9 protein-coding genes are annotated in these 12,873 nt (G+C 32.2%); 6 read left to right on the forward strand and 3 right to left on the reverse strand.

Annotation, left to right across the window (positions count from 1 at the left end; all coding sequences use genetic code 11):
* Positions 1 to 248: 248 nt before the first annotated feature.
* From ACKGJY_RS10805 to ACKGJY_RS10825, 5 genes are all read left to right on the forward strand, one after another.
* Positions 249 to 3,740: a hypothetical protein gene (locus tag ACKGJY_RS10805; RefSeq protein ID WP_413973902.1), complete on the forward strand. Its 3,492-nt coding sequence runs from the start codon at positions 249 to 251 to the stop codon at positions 3,738 to 3,740.
* Entirely contained in the window at positions 3,737 to 4,147 is a 411-nt protein-coding gene (gene ybeY, locus ACKGJY_RS10810; RefSeq protein WP_413973903.1) for an rRNA maturation RNase YbeY, read from the forward strand. Before ACKGJY_RS10805 ends, ybeY begins: the two co-directional genes overlap by 4 nt.
* An 82-nt stretch (positions 4,148 to 4,229) precedes the next feature.
* Complete coding sequence (gene mnmG / locus ACKGJY_RS10815; protein ID WP_413973904.1) at positions 4,230 to 6,101, forward strand: tRNA uridine-5-carboxymethylaminomethyl(34) synthesis enzyme MnmG; 1,872 nt, start codon at positions 4,230 to 4,232, stop codon at positions 6,099 to 6,101.
* Between the two features lie 125 nt (positions 6,102 to 6,226).
* Positions 6,227 to 7,087 carry a class I SAM-dependent methyltransferase gene (locus ACKGJY_RS10820; RefSeq protein ID WP_413973905.1) on the forward strand — a complete coding sequence of 287 codons (861 nt, stop codon included), beginning with the start codon at positions 6,227 to 6,229 and terminating at the stop codon, positions 7,085 to 7,087.
* A 248-nt stretch (positions 7,088 to 7,335) separates the two neighbouring features.
* Positions 7,336 to 7,857, forward strand: a complete 522-nt coding sequence (locus ACKGJY_RS10825) for an OmpH family outer membrane protein (RefSeq protein ID WP_413973906.1) — start codon at positions 7,336 to 7,338, stop codon at positions 7,855 to 7,857.
* Between the two features lie 75 nt (positions 7,858 to 7,932).
* Here ACKGJY_RS10825 and ACKGJY_RS10830 read toward each other — a convergent pair whose 3' ends face one another.
* Both ACKGJY_RS10830 and ACKGJY_RS10835 read right to left on the reverse strand, forming a co-directional pair.
* Entirely contained in the window at positions 7,933 to 9,399 is a 1,467-nt protein-coding gene (locus ACKGJY_RS10830) for a vWA domain-containing protein (RefSeq protein ID WP_413973907.1), read from the reverse strand.
* A gap of 193 nt (positions 9,400 to 9,592) precedes the next feature.
* Positions 9,593 to 10,747 (reverse strand): ATP-binding protein, encoded by a 1,155-nt coding sequence (locus ACKGJY_RS10835; protein WP_413973908.1) that lies wholly within the window; start codon positions 10,745 to 10,747, stop codon positions 9,593 to 9,595.
* A gap of 230 nt (positions 10,748 to 10,977) precedes the next feature.
* On the opposite strand from ACKGJY_RS10835, the gene dcm reads away from it, so the two are divergent.
* Positions 10,978 to 12,249 (forward strand): DNA (cytosine-5-)-methyltransferase, encoded by a 1,272-nt coding sequence (gene dcm / locus ACKGJY_RS10840; protein WP_413973909.1) that lies wholly within the window; start codon positions 10,978 to 10,980, stop codon positions 12,247 to 12,249.
* Here the strand turns inward: dcm and ACKGJY_RS10845 are convergent.
* Positions 12,195 to 12,854, reverse strand: a complete 660-nt coding sequence (locus ACKGJY_RS10845; protein WP_413974059.1) for a PmeII family type II restriction endonuclease — start codon at positions 12,852 to 12,854, stop codon at positions 12,195 to 12,197. The two genes, dcm and ACKGJY_RS10845, sit on opposite strands and share 55 nt — an antisense overlap.
* Between the last annotated feature and the right edge of the window lie 19 nt (positions 12,855 to 12,873).

Here is a 12,873-nt window from a genome sequence, read left to right on the forward strand (position 1 = left end):
TTTTATAGATAGACAACCGTTTTGATAGTTGTGTGTATGCTGGCGGATAAGTGCGCTAAGGATTGCAGCGGCAGCTTTTGGCGAGGCGCGCATCGAGCCAAAACTATTAGCGGAAAGCCTGACCCAAAGGGGAGCGCCCAAACACTTACATTAGGACTATTTTAACTAGCCGTTTAAATTGTAGTAGAAAATAAAATTGTAGTTTAGTAGTTTAAATAGCTTATAGCCATAGGATTTAACCCCAAATCATGGATAATTTTAATAATATACAACAAAAATTAGAGCGTTTTATTAAGCGATATCACACCAATGAATTGCTTAAAGGAGCTATTTTGTTTTTTGCCATTGGTTTACTTTACTTTATATTTACGTTGCTTCTAGAGCATTTTTTATGGTTGAATATTACAGCTAGAACAATTTTATTTTGGTTATTTATTGCTGTAGAATTATCGTTACTTGTAAATTTTTTAGTAATTCCTTTAGCTAAATTATTTAAGTTGAAAAACGGGATTGATCATGAGAAAGCTGCTAAGATTATTGGTAAACATTTTACTGAGGTAGACGATAAATTATTGAATGTTATTCAGCTAAAGAATAGCAGCGAACAATCTGAATTATTGCTTGCAAGTATCGATCAAAAATCTATTGATCTACAACCTATTCCATTTAAACTGGCTGTTAATTTTAAACAAAATATCTCTTATTTAAAATACGCGGTTATTCCAATTATTATTTTGCTTCTTGTGTATGCCACAGGAAATTTTAATTGGTTTAGTGATAGTTATAATAGAGTAGTAGATTATAAAACAGCTTACGAGCCACCAGCGCCATTTCAGTTCTTTGTTGTCAATACCAATTTAAATGGTATTGAAGGAAAAGATTATACGCTTTTAGTAAAAACGGCAGGTGATGTTGTACCAGAAAATGCACAAATACATTTTAACGATGAAACTTATTTTTTGCAACAAACGGGTGTTGGGCAATTTGAATATGTATTTCCACAATTACAAGAACGTGTAACTTTTAATTTATCTGCTAATGATGTAAACTCCAAGCCTTATAATATTGATATTATAGAAGTGCCGACCTTATTAGGCTTTGAGATGCATTTAGATTACCCGAACTACACAAAAAAAATTGATGAAACTTTAAAGAGTACAGGTAATGCTATGGTGCCAGAAGGGACAAAAGTTACGTGGCAGCTTAATACAAAATCTACAGATAATGTGTTTTTGTATGCTAACGATACATTACGCTTTAATGCGGAATCTAGTACCGTTTTTAAAACTTCTAAAAGCCTATACAGAGATTACAATTATACTTTAAGCACCAGTAATGCAAATTTAAAAGATTATGAAAATTTATCGTTTTCAATTGATGTTGTAAAAGATGAGTTTCCTGAACTAAATGTGCAAATGAAAGTAGACAGTTTGGATCTGCAAACGCTTTATTTTTATGGCCAAGTGAGTGATGATTATGGTTTGAGCAAATTACAGTTAGTGTATTATCCAGCAGACAATGAAACTGATAAGGAAGCAGTTTCTATTCCCGTGTCATCCTCTAATGTGCAAGATTTTATCATGGCTTTTCCCGACAATTTAGATATTACACCAGGTATACCTTATCAATTATATTTCCAAGTTTCTGATAATGACAGAGTTAATCGCTACAAGAGTAAAAAAAGCCCAGTATTTAGTTACCGTAAACGTACTTTAGAAGAAGAGAAAACTAAGCAATTGGAGCAGCAAGGAGAATCCATTAAGGATTTAAATAAATCTTTAAAAAAGTTTGATGAACAGGAAAAACGTTTGAATGAATTAACCAAAACTGGACGAGAGAAAAAGAATTTAAATTTTAATGATAAGAAAAAGTTAGCATCATTTTTTAAGCGACAAAAGCAACAAGACGAGATGATGAAAACGTTCAATAAAAAACTTAAAGACAATTTAGAAGAGTTTCAAAAGGAAGATAAAAAAGACGATGCATTCAAAGAAGATTTAAAGAAAAGACTAGAAGAGAATGAAGCCCAGTTAAAAAAAGATGAAAAAATTCTAGATGAATTAAAGAAAATTCAAGACAAAATAAATAACGAAGAACTTATAAAAAAGCTTGATGAAGTAGCTAAACAAAATAAGAATAAAAAGCGAAGTTTAGAACAGTTATTAGAATTAACCAAACGTTTTTACATTGAAAAGAAACTAGAAAAGTTAACCGATGATTTAAAGAATCTTGCTAAAGATCAAGAAAAATTATCTAATGCTACAGATGAAGAGAATACTAAAGCAAAACAGGATGCATTAAACAAAGAATTTGAAAATTATCAAGATGCAATAGAAGAATTAAAAAATGAAAGTAAAGCGTTAAAAAAGCCTATTGATATTCCACAAGATAAATTAGATGAACGTGAGGTAAAAGATGCCCAACAAAAAGCAACAGATGCATTAGAAGAAAAGGAAAGTGATACGAACAAACAAGGAGAAGAAAAACAACAAGAAGAACAACCACAAGAACAAAGCGAACAACAAAAGCAAAACTTAAAGAAAGCACAAAAGAGTCAAAAAAATGCTGCAAAAAAAATGAAGCAAATGGCTGGTAAGATGCAAAGTGCTATGCAATCTATGAGTGGTGACCAAATGCAGGAGGATAGTGAAATGTTGCGTCAGATTTTAGATAATTTAGTATTATTTTCTTTTGATGAAGAAGCACTAATGTACCAGTTTAAATCTATAGATGTAAATCACAGTAAATATGCTTCTTATTTAAAAAAGCAAAGTTATCTTAAAGAACATTTTGAACATATTGACGACAGTTTATTTTCATTATCGTTAAGACAACCTAAAATGTCTGAAGCTGTAAATAAAGAAATATCTGAGGTTTATTTTAATATGGACAAAGCTTTAGAAAGATTAGCTGAAAATCAGCTATACCAAGGAATCTCTAGTCAACAATTCGCAATTACCGCTACCAATAATTTAGCCGATATGTTAAGTGATATCTTAGATAATATGCAGGAAAGTATGAGTATGTCTATGGGACAAGGTGGTCAAGGTGATATGCAATTACCAGATATCATAATGAGTCAAGAACAACTCAATAAAATGATGGAGCAAGGTATGAAGAAAGGCGAAAAAGGAAAGCCGAACGAAGGTAAAGGAGAAAAAAAGGGAGAGGGAGAAAAAGATGGTAAAGATGGTAAAAATAGTATGAAAGGTGATAAGGGAAAGAAAGGCAAACAACAAGGTGATAATGGTGATGATGTAGGTAAGGGTAAAGAAGGCAAAAATGGAGGAGAAGGTAAGGGTAACGGTGAAGGCGATAATTTTGATAATGAAGGTTTACTTTATGAAATCTACCAAAAACAACAACAGTTACGCGAGGCTTTAAATAAAAGATTAGAAAAAGAAGGTAAAGGCGTTGGTTCAGTTGGCGACAAACTCTCCAAACAAATGGAGGATATAGAACTGGAATTGTTAAACAAGGGTTTTAATCAAGAAACACTCCAGAAAATGTCTAACCTAAAACATCAATTATTAAAGTTAGATAAAGCAACGTTTCAACAAGGAGAAGAGAATAAAAGAGAATCTGATACTAATATTAACCGATTCGATAATAATACAAATAGTCAAATTCCTGTCGCTAAACAATACTTCCAAACTATTGAAATCTTAAATAGACAAGCTTTACCTTTGCAAGAAGTCTACAAAAAGAAAGTCCAAGTTTATTTTAAGAAAGCAAAATGATTAATTTCAATTACGAAACTGAATTTAAATTAACTTCTGAAGAGCAAATATCCAATTGGATTGTTGAAACAATTAAAAGCGAAGGTTATAAATTAGAAGAGATAAACTACGTGTTTTGTGATGATAATTATCTCCATAAATTAAACTTAGAATTCCTAAAACACGATTCATTAACTGACATCATTAGCTTTGATTATTCTATAGGAAAAATTATACAAGGTGATATTTTTATTTCAATCGAGAGAGTAAAAGACAATGCCAATGACTTCGAAGTTTCGTTTGTTAACGAACTTAATAGAGTTATAATACATGGCGTTTTACACTATTGCGGCTATAAAGACAAGACCGACGAAGATGCTAATGTAATGAGATCAAAGGAGAATCACTATTTAGACAAGTTATACTAAGTTATAGTTTTCATCGTATATTTGCACACTAATATTTTAATCCTGTTCCACGTGGAACATTTCTTTTTACAATTGATTAATTATGTTTATTGAAACTTATGATGTAATAGTTGTTGGTGCGGGTCACGCTGGTAGTGAAGCTGCCGCAGCGGCTGCCAATATGGGAAGCAAAACTTTGTTAGTTACCATGAATTTACAAAACATTGCTCAAATGTCTTGTAATCCTGCAATGGGCGGTATCGCTAAAGGACAAATTGTACGTGAAATAGATGCGCTTGGTGGATATAGTGGTATTGTTTCAGATACGTCAGCTATTCAATTTAAAATGTTAAACAAATCTAAAGGACCAGCAATGTGGAGTCCTAGAGTGCAGAGTGATCGTATGCGTTTTGCTGAAGATTGGCGTTTGTTATTAGAGCAAACTAATAACCTTGATTTTTATCAAGAAATGGTGTCTGGGTTAATAATTGAAGGAGATAAAGTTGTTGGAGTAAAAACCTCATTAGGAATCGAAATAAAGGCTAAGTCTGTTGTATTAACTAATGGAACTTTTTTAAATGGTTTAATACATATAGGGGACAAGAATTTTGGTGGCGGAAGAGCAGGCGAAAAAGCAGCCACTGGAATTACTGAGCAACTGGTCGATCTAGGATTTGATTCTGGACGTATGAAAACAGGAACACCACCAAGAGTTGATGGTAGATCATTAGATTACTCTAAAATGATTGAACAGCCTGGTGACGACAATCCAAAAAAGTTTTCATATTTAGATACTACAAAAGCACTTTCAAATCAACGTTCTTGCTATATGACTTATACAAGTGCAGATGTTCACGATTTACTTCGAGAAGGTTTTGATAGATCTCCAATGTTCAATGGTAGAATAAAAAGTCTAGGTCCTAGATATTGCCCTTCTATAGAAGATAAAATTAATCGTTTTGCTGATAAGGATAGACATCAATTATTTATAGAACCGGAAGGATGGCATACCTGTGAAGTTTATGTAAATGGTTTTTCAACTTCTCTACCTGAAGATGTTCAGTTTAAAGCATTACGCTCTGTAGTCGGTTTTGAAAACGTAAAGTTTTTTAGACCAGGTTATGCCATTGAATATGATTATTTTCCGCCTACACAATTAAAACATACTTTAGAAACTAAACTTGTAAATGGTTTATATTTCGCGGGTCAAATTAATGGTACTACAGGATATGAAGAAGCAGCATCACAAGGTTTAATGGCTGGCATAAATGCTAGTTTAAAAGTACAAGAAAAAGAGGCTTTTACTCTAAAAAGAGACGAAGCTTATATTGGTGTTTTAGTTGACGATTTAATTACAAAAGGTACAGAAGAGCCTTATCGTATGTTTACATCTAGGGCAGAATATAGAACTTTATTACGTCAAGATAATGCAGATCTAAGGCTAACACCAAAAGGTTATGAATTGGGTATTGCCTCAGAACAGCGTTTAAAACGTATGGAAGATAAACACAATGCAGCAGAAAAATTTGTGAACTTTTTTGAAAAACAAAGTGTCAAACCTGAGGAGATAAATCCCGTATTAGAAAACAAAAATTCATCGCCTGTAAAGCAATCAGGCAAGCTTTTCAAAATATTTGCTAGACCTAATATTGAGATGAAAGATATAAGAAAAGTAAAATCTGTTGAGCGATACATTCAAGATAACAGTTTAGATAGAGAAGTAATAGAGCAAGCAGAAATACAAGTTAAATATGCAGGATATATTGCCAAAGAAAAAACTAATGCAGACAAACTACATAGGTTAGAATATGTAAAAATACCAGCTGACTTTGATTATTCTCAAATCAAATCTATGAGTTTAGAAGCTAGAGAAAAACTAAAAAAAATCCAACCTGCTACGGTATCACAAGCCTCTAGAATAAGCGGTGTTTCTCCAAATGATATTTCTGTATTGTTGGTATATATGGGTCGATAATTTAATGTAAATTCTAAACGTTCCACGTGGAACATTAACTATGATTTATTTTTAAGATCCTTTTGCTTTTCAAAAAACCTATGAAAACTAAATAGTTTAAACTTTAAAAAAAGTGTTGTTTATCTGTGAAAAAACAAGCATTATATTCTGGTAATTTTAAGATAAAAGACCATTCGGTTTCTGGAGAAGAGTTTCAATTAATTGAGAATTCTGAACACGGTTTTTTAGAAACAATACCAAAACCTTCAGAAGAACAGTTACCATACTATTATAAAAGTGAAGACTATATTTCGCATACAGATTCTAAACGAAATCTATTTGAAAAGATATATCATGGTGTTAGAAGTTTTTCTTTAAAGAAGAAATTAAACTTAATTAATGGTTACAGTTCAAAAGAAAAAACACTTTTAGATATTGGATGTGGTACAGGAGATTTTTTAGAAACAGCATTTAAAAACAATTGGAAAGTTTTTGGTATAGAGCCTAACCAACAAGCTAGAACTATAGCAAATAATAAAGTTAAGAATTCTGTTTATGAAACAAACCAACTCTTAAAATTCAAACCACATAGTTTTGATATTATAACACTTTGGCATGTGCTGGAACATTTACCAAATTTAGAAGAACAGGTTTCTACATTTAAAACATTATTAAAATCAAACGGTACATTAATAATTGCGGTTCCTAATTATAAAAGTTATGATGCAAAACATTATAAAGCGTTTTGGGCAGCTTATGATGTGCCAAGACACCTTTGGCATTTTAATCGTGAATCAATGTCAAATTTAATTTCAAAATTTAATTTCAAAATCATAAAAACAAAACCAATGTGGTTTGATGCATTTTATGTGAGTATGCTTTCTGAAAAATATAGGTCTGGAAAAATGAATCCAGTTAAAGGATTTTGGATTGGATTATTATCAAATCTTAAAGCGTTGAGTTCTAAAGAGGCATCTTCTTTAATTTATATCGTCAAGAATCGTTAAATCCTATTTTAAAATACGCTATCAGCTTATCAATATCTATTCCAACGATTATATAGGCAATTTTTTAAACACAGCTTAAACGGGCTTATTTTAACTCGTTTTTGATAGATATTAATTATTTAGATAATAAATTTCAATAATTATTTCTTATAAGTTAAAATCCAATCAATTTCAGGTTTCAATTTCACATACTTTATTACATTTGTGCGAATTCAAAAAAACTCTATTCAAACTAAAACACTAATAACATGAAAAATATATGTTACGTACTTATGCTAGTATTATTTGTAGCATCTTGTGAAAAACCAAATAAAATTGGATTTATAAATAATGGTGATGTAATAAATGAATATCAAGCAAAAAAGGACTTAGAGGCTAAGTTTAAATCTATCCAACAAAATTTAAAAAGAAAAGCCGACAGTATAAGTTTGGCATATAAGGTAGATGCTCAAGCAGCTGATGCTAAACTTAGAAAAGTTAGGTCTCAAAAAGAGTACGATAAGATATCTCAAGAATTTTCACAAAAATGGTCTCCAGTTCAGGAACAATTAAAATTTCAAGAACAAAGTATGGCAGAAGATTTTCAAACAAAAATTGATACGCTTATTATTAAAGTAAAAGATTTTGTGAAAGATTATGGAAAAACCAATGGTTACGATTTTATTTTAGGAACGAATGAAGCTGCTGCATCAGTACTTTATGGAAAAGAACAAACCGATTTAACACAAACGATTCTAGATGCTCTAAATGCAGAGTATAAGAAAGAGTAAAGTGTATTATGATTTAATAAAAAAACCTAATAATTAATTGATTATCAGGTTTTTGTGATTTAAATAGATACCAAATTAAGGATTCCAACCAGTAACCAATTCGGTAAATTCTTTTCTAAATCCGTTAGGATCAAACGTAGTGGCAGTATTAGCTAGATCTATCACCATTTGTTTAGACACCTCGCCTTTATATTCAGAGTTTTTTAGTAATAGACCAAAGCCTGTAACAGCAGCTCCAAATCGCATATTTTCAGAGGCTAAATTAATAGCATTTGGGCTTCCTTTAATTTCATGAATTAAAGGTATACTCTCGGTAGCATTTGGTTTTTTATATCGGAAATCAAAGGTTGCAAAATTGGTATCGTTTGAAGTGTCAGTTACTATAAGCTCATAAATAGCAGTAATGGTTTGAGACGATCCTATTTCGCCTGCATCTTTTGTATCATCTTCAAAATCTTCATTTTCTAGAGCTCTATTTTCATAACCTATCAACCTGTAAGATGTTACTTTATTACTATTAAACGTTATCTGTATTTTGGAATCTTTAGCAACTGTATAAAGTTTTCCAAGCTCGTGAGTAAATACCTTTTCAATTTGTTTCGCATTATCAATGTACTCATAATTGCCATTGCCTTTATTAGCTATTTGCTCCATAGCGTTATCATTTAAATTACCACCGCCAACACCAAGCACGGTTAAATAAATACCTGTTTCTCGTTGTTCCTCGATAAGTTTTACGAGATCCTCGGTAGAGGAAGGGCCGACATTAAAATCACCGTCAGAGCCTAAAATCACCCGATTATTTCCTTGCTCAATAAAGTTGTCTTTGGCTATGTTGTAGGCGGTAATAATACCTTCTGCTCCTGCAGTAGAACCTCCAGCACCAAGTTTATCTATAGCTTCTTTTATTTTATCTTTTTCGCTTCCTGGTGTGGAAGGCAAAAGTAAACCTGCATTTCCGGCGTAAGTAACAATAGCTATTTTGTCTTCGTTCCTCAAGTTGTCTGTTAATGTTTTAAACCCAGATTTAAGTACACCAAGTTTATCAGGAGAACTCATGGAACCAGAGACATCAATAAGGAATACATAATTTGAATTTGGCAATTCGTTTTCAGGAATAGTTTTGCCTTTCATTCCTATACGCATTAAGTAATGTTCTGTATTCCATGGGCACACGGCTACTTCAGAATTTAAAGCAACATGGTGGTTATTATTAGGTTCAGCATAATCAAAAGTGAAGTAGTTAATAAATTCTTCAATTCTAACGGCAGCTTCTGGAGGCGTTTGCCCTAAATTTAAAAACCGTCTCATATTAGCATAAGATGCGCCATCAGCATCAACAGAAAAGGTAGAAATTGGTGCGTCGCTAGTATTGATAAAAGGATTTTCTCCATGATCTTTATAGTTTTCTTGAAAAGGAAGTTCTTGATCTTCTAAAATGCCACTTTCAAAAGATAGATAATTGGATTGGTCGTTAAGCGAACAGCCTATAAAGAGCAGACTAAGACCTAAGATTGTTGATAGTTTACGTACGTTTTTCATGATGAATTATTATAAAATTTAAACTTAAAAAATTAAAATAGTATTATAACTTAGATGTGAATATCAAGAAAGGGTTGCGTAAAATTGTAGAAAAAATCGTAAAATTTAGAGTTTAAAACACTTTTTTTTGTAAAATAAATAGATGTAAATAGCAGTAATACAAGTAGATATAAAGCTATAGGAAAGATGTTTTCTAATTGGCTTTTTTATGCAATAGTCGCGTGAGTTTAATCGATAAGTCAGTCAATATAATTTTAGAATTTCCGTTGCGCTCAATATGGTAAATAGCATCTTGTAGTTCGTTACTAATATCCATAATATTGTTGCCATGCACAAAAGGTGCAAAATTCTCTAATTTAAATTTTTTTGTTTTTGGCTCAAAATACACCAAGTCAGTAGCGTTATAATTAAGCAATAATGCTTGACGGAAAAAATCCAAGCAAAAGTTTAAAAATTGCTTTTGCGTTTCACGTCCTGTTTTAGCGATATCTTCACTCCAGGATATTAAATCGTGTATTGCCGCTTTATTGCCTTTGGCTTTAAACGCGCTACGAATCCAAAAAATAAACCAAGTTTCAAACTGCGTATCTTCAGAATCATGATATACCAAATCGCAAGCTTTGTTATAATTTCCATTAGCTTGATGCGCAATTTTGGTAGCAATTGTAGCCTCTAAATTATAATTTTCAATAAGCGATGTTTTAATCACCTCTTCAGCTAAAGGTGGAAAATGTAATATCTGGCAGCGCGAACGTATGGTATTTATAATCTGCTCCTCATCTTCAGCAACTAATAAAAAAATAGTGTTATTTGGTGGCTCTTCAATCAGCTTTAAAAGTTTGTTGGCGCAAGCAGTATTCATTTTTTCTGCCATCCAAATCAGCATTACTTTATAACCGCCTTCATAAGCTTTTAGGGTGAGTGATTTTACAATGGCATGTGCTTCATCTACACCAATTTGCCCCTGTTTGTTATCTACACCAAGTAATTTATACCAATCAAATAAATTCCCATAAGGCTGCTCGTTTAATAGCTGTCGCCATTCTTCTAAATAAAAATTGCTAACAGGCTTACTTTTTACCTTGTTACTGGTGGTTACCGGAAATGCAAAATGCAAATCAGGGTGCGAAATATTCTTAAATTTTAGGTTGCATGCAGCGTTTCCTAACGTATTTTCACCATTACTATTACCGCACAAAATATACTGTGCATAAGCGATAGCCATGGGCAAAGTACCACTGCCCTCAGGCCCTACAAACAACTGCGCATGAGGTATACGCCCGTTATCTGCACTTTGGGTTAAATGTGCCTTTATATGGTCTTGTCCTAAAACATCTTGAAATAGCATCGCACAAAAGTAACTGATTTTTTTAAATATTTGGTGGTTTCCACGCTCAAGAGCGGTTGGGGTTTCGAGAGTTTCACGACAATTACTGGGATTAAAAAAACACCTCACCAGACGATTCTTAGTCTAAGGCTGGCTAGTTAGACAAGGGTGTTTTTTGGGTGAGGCTTTTTTACTTTTTTTTATTTCATTTTTTATTATAAATTTGTAACCAATGTATAAGGTTGTGTAATATGGTTACAAAAGAATATTATTCGCTTTCAGAAGCGGCTAAAGTATTAGGGAAAAGTAAAGAAACTTTACGAAGATGGGATAGAGATGGAAAATTAGATGCAGTTCGAGAGCCAGTTAGTAATTATAGAGTTTATCGAAAAGAAGATATTAATTGTTTAATTGAGCCTTTGTTGACTGAAATAGATAATAATATTGACAATAAAGAAACTCCTATAAAAGATTATAAAGTTTTAGAGTTATTTGCAGGTGCAGGTGGTTTGGCTATTGGTTTAGAGCAATCTGGAATTAAATGTACTGCTTTAAACGAAATTGATAAGTGGGCTTGTAAAACACTAAGAAATAATAGACCCAATTGGAATGTTTTAGAAGGGGATATAAAAGAATTTGATTTCAAAGAATATAAAAATCAAGTTGAAATTGTAACAGGAGGTTTTCCTTGTCAAGCATTTAGCTATGCTGGAAAAAAATTAGGATTAGAAGATGCAAGGGGAACTTTGTTTTATGAGTTTGCAAGAGTTGTACAGGAGGTTAATCCTTTAATTTGTGTTGGCGAAAACGTGAAGGGATTACTTTCTCACGAAAAGGGAAAAACACTGCAAGGAATGATTTCTATTTTAGACGAAATAGGGTATAATGTAGTTCCCGTTAAAGTTTTAAAAGCAATACATTATAATGTCCCCCAAAAAAGAGAACGCTTAATTTTGGTTGGAATACGAAAGGATATTGATATTTCTTATGAATATCCAACACCGTATAATAAAATCTATAATTTATCTGACGCTTTAAAAAGGGGCGAGCTATACAATTCAGATGTTCCTAAATCCGAAGGTTCTAAATATCCTGAACACAAAAAGCAGGTTTTAGATTTAATTCCCCCAAAAGGGTATTGGAGAGATTTACCTCTAGATATTCAAAAAGAATATATGGGTAAAAGTTTTTATTTGGGCGGAGGGAAAACTGGTATGGCAAGAAGAATTGGTTGGGATGAACCTAGTTTGACGCTAACCTGCAGTCCCGCACAAAAACAAACTGAAAGATGTCACCCAGATGAAACACGTCCTTTTACCGTACGAGAATATGCAAGAATACAAACATTCCCTGATACTTGGGAATTTGCAGGTTCTGTATCTCAACAGTATAAACAAATTGGAAATGCAGTACCTTGTAATTTAGGAAAGGAGTTAGGGTATTCTATTATTAAGTTTTTAAATCGTGTTTATTCAAAATCAAACAAATCTGATGCTTCGATTTCTTTGGCCAAAGCAATGTAACCTTTCTTGAAAAAATCTTCTGTATCTAAGTTTGAAATCATTTCATCAAGATTTGAAACTAGTTTGTCATAAAACTCTGGAAAACCAGTAAGTCTATGCCAAAAATGTTTACCAATGATTACTGGAAATTGTTTATCTATTTTTTGATAATGCTGGCTTAATTGATCTTGTTCTCCGTAAAGAACGCCTAAAATTAAATCTGAATTGTTAAGGTTCATTGCGTTTGTTCTTGCCAAATTGATGACAGTTGTAAATTTTTTTAATAACGGATTTACATCTTCAGAATTAATAGTATTTGGGCCTGATTTAAGTTGACACCATTTTTTTCTATTATCAATCTTGTCGTTAAATTCAATATCCATTCCTTTAATTAATGAGCCCTGAGCAAGCCCAAGTTCAACAAACATATTCTGAATTCGTGTTCCAAAAGAGGTATTTATAGAGGTTCCTAAAATTCTAGGATAGTAAAGCGCTTTTGCAATACCAATTGGTGTAAAATCATCTTCAAGTATTTTGGATAAATACTTTACAATAATTGGGTTAATTTTGTACGATTTAAGTTTAGAGTGTGTTTTCGCCGCATTTATCTTATGATTTTCAAATATCTTTTCCTTAAATTATGCT

This window comes from Hyunsoonleella sp. 2307UL5-6, assembly GCF_047345485.1.
Classification (GTDB): domain Bacteria; phylum Bacteroidota; class Bacteroidia; order Flavobacteriales; family Flavobacteriaceae; genus Jejuia.